This is a genomic window from Methanoregula sp., from assembly GCF_041663825.1.
Classification (GTDB): Archaea; Halobacteriota; Methanomicrobia; order Methanomicrobiales; family Methanospirillaceae; genus Methanoregula.
Genome location: NZ_JBAYLY010000068.1, coordinates 1 through 2,704, shown reverse-complemented (window position 1 = coordinate 2,704; position 2,704 = coordinate 1). Strand labels below are relative to the sequence as shown.

The window sequence follows — 2,704 nt, the reverse complement described above, 5'->3', positions numbered from 1 at the left end:
TCCTGTCCCGGGGAGAACTCGTTTACCCCGGAGAGATAGGCCGTTATTTCAGGGCTTCCCCCAACATATTTTACCGCACCCAGCGCGGGCATACAGCAGAATACTGCTGCAATGATCAGGAGAACAACTGCGTTGTAAAATTTCATGTGGTTTACCTTCTGTTATGTATTTTTGATTAGTTCGTGGCCTCTGTTTTTCCGGGTTTCCCGGGGTTGAGCTGTGGACGCATTTTTCTCTTCTCCAGCCACTCGGTAAGATCCCCCATGAGAGAGAGCACCGCCGGCATAACAAAGATTGCCCCGATTAAGGAGAACCCGACCGCAATAAGCGTCGTGGTACCAAAGTTACTCATAATGGGGAAACTGGAGAGGCAGAGGGCGGAGAACCCGAAGAAGGTGGCAAGCCCCGAGACGGTGATTGCCGTCCCGATCCTGTTCACGCTCTCCTGGATTGCAGCGATATGATCGTGGAGGCGTTCCTCCTCTTCGCTGTACCGCTCCATCACGAGAATTGTATATTCCGCAGCGACGCCGATGGTCATCGAGCCGAGGGTAGCAGTGAGCGGGGTATACGAGATCCCCAGCACGTACATCATTACCGAGTTCCACCCGACAATCAGGATAATCGGGATGAGTGGCGAAATTGCGTGGATGTGCCGGTACACGAGGGCAAGGAAGACAAAGATGAACGCAAAGCCGAGGATGGTCATCTCATCCTTGGATGTGGACAGACCGCCGATCAGGGTAGTAAATACCGCAAAGCTCCCGACCGGCTGCACGGTAATTCCCGGTGGCGATTCAAGGAACGCGACATCCTTTTCCATCTGGTTCTTGAGGTCAAGTTCAGCCGGTATCTCCATCTTGATGGTACCGAACTTGATAACTCCCCGGAGCGACCCGCTGAAGTACTGATCCTTAACACTCGCGGGAATGGTATCGAGCACCGCGTTGAGCTGGCTTTGGGTCTCCGGCATCTTCCCGCCGTTGTAGGCAATGACGTAGGTTACTATACTGGTCGCTGAGGTAAGTTCTGAATGTCGGGATAGTTCGTAATCCTGGAAATCGTTCATCCATCGTATCGTATCGAGATCAGTGACCCGGGCACCCTGGACATAGAAATCCGCAGTACTCGTGGCACCGAGAACCCTTGTGACCTTATCCATCTGGATCTTTGCCGGCATATCGCTTGGGACGAAATTGTTCTCGTTTGCTTCAATGGCAATGAGGGGATCGAGCTGGAACCCAATCACGGCAACAAGAATTGCAACGATCAGGACCGGGATCGGGTTCTTTGCGATCTTGACGGATGTACCGGTAAGAAAATTGCCGTATGACCAGGAACTTTTCTTTGATGTCGGGAGCGTGGTGCAGGCCTCCTCGCCGACTGCATAACAGACCTGCGGGGCCTGATGTTTTGGCTTGTAATGGACAATGTGTGCAACAGCGGGTATCCCAACAAGCGAAACGCAGTAGCAGCACATGATCCCGATCATAGCGACAAGTCCGAACGACCGCACCATCGGGACTGTCGAGACAAACATCGCGGCAAACCCGAGCGAGGTTGCGAGCATGGCGTACATCACGGCAGGCCCGGTGCGGGTGATGGTCATGTAGACCGCATCGTCGAGCGATCCTTTCCGGGCCTCCTCATCGAGCCGGGCGTGAAACTGGATCGCATAATCGATCCCAAGGCCGATCATGACCGGGAACGCTCCCATTACTGCCATGTTAAGTTTGATCCCTGCAAGGCCCATCATGCCCAGGGCCGAGGTGAGCCCGAGCCCGACAAACACGACTGGCAGGAACCGGTAATTAACGTAGGCGAAGAGCAGGCCCATAACAATGACCATCAGCACCATGGCGGCACCGATCAGGATTCCCATCTGGGAGCTCATCTCACTCTTCATCTGGGCCATAAATGCCGGGCTGCCGGAGACTGATACCTTGACCCCTGTCGGCGGCTGGGAACTGTCAACAAGGGACTGGATATTGTTAAGGGTGGCGGTTTTGGTGTCATCCGACAGGCCTTCCATGAGTTTTACCTGCATGAGCGTCAGAACGTTCGAAGGCACCAGAACCGAACGGGTTGCGGACGGAATCTGCGTGACGATGGCATCGGTCTCAGCTTTGGACTGCGGCAGGACGCCGTGGTTCATACTCTTGAGCGTATCGACGACACTTGCTGCACTCGCAATGTTCTGCTGCTGACCGATATCGCCTTCCAGCCGGTCCATATACCTGAGAACATCGGGGTTTAACGGATCGCTTGTCTCAACGATCAGGATGAGGGAATCCGCCGCAAACGTGTCGGTATACTGGTTGTTTGCAATACCTTCCACGGAATCCTTGTCCAGGTAAGTATCGGTGCCGGTCTCCATGACGATCATCGTCATGCCCACAAGGGCTACGATGAATACCAGCCCGATGATACCAACCACCAGTTTAGGCCGGCGGTTTACCGTTCGCGCAATTTTATCAAAGATCTGATCGATCATGGTGTTTCTCTTCAGTACGGTGGTACTTGTGTTGATGAGTCCTCGGCGTATCACTGTGGTTTGAACCGTTTCGTGTAGATCAGGTATCCTGCAGCGGCAAGCACAACAAGGATGATTGCAATAATAACCGGCAGACCGAGCAGGTCCGTGAGACTTTTTGCCGGGACGACCTGCACGTTGACCTTCATCGGATCGGAGGTAAACTGGTTA

At 53.8% G+C, this 2,704-nt stretch carries 1 protein-coding gene; it reads right to left on the bottom strand.

Translation table 11 applies throughout. The features are described from left to right. Positions 1-175 precede the first annotated feature (175 nt). On the bottom strand, positions 176-2,494 hold the full coding sequence (locus WCX19_RS15030) for an RND family transporter (RefSeq protein WP_373009562.1): 2,319 nt from the start codon (positions 2,492-2,494) through the stop codon (positions 176-178). Between the last annotated feature and the right edge of the window lie 210 nt (positions 2,495-2,704).

Excerpts from the sequence above, each read along its gene's own strand:
- WCX19_RS15030 (WP_373009562.1), bottom strand. The coding sequence starts at position 2,494 with ATGATCGATCAGATCTTTGATAAAATTGCGCGAACGGTAAACCGCCGG.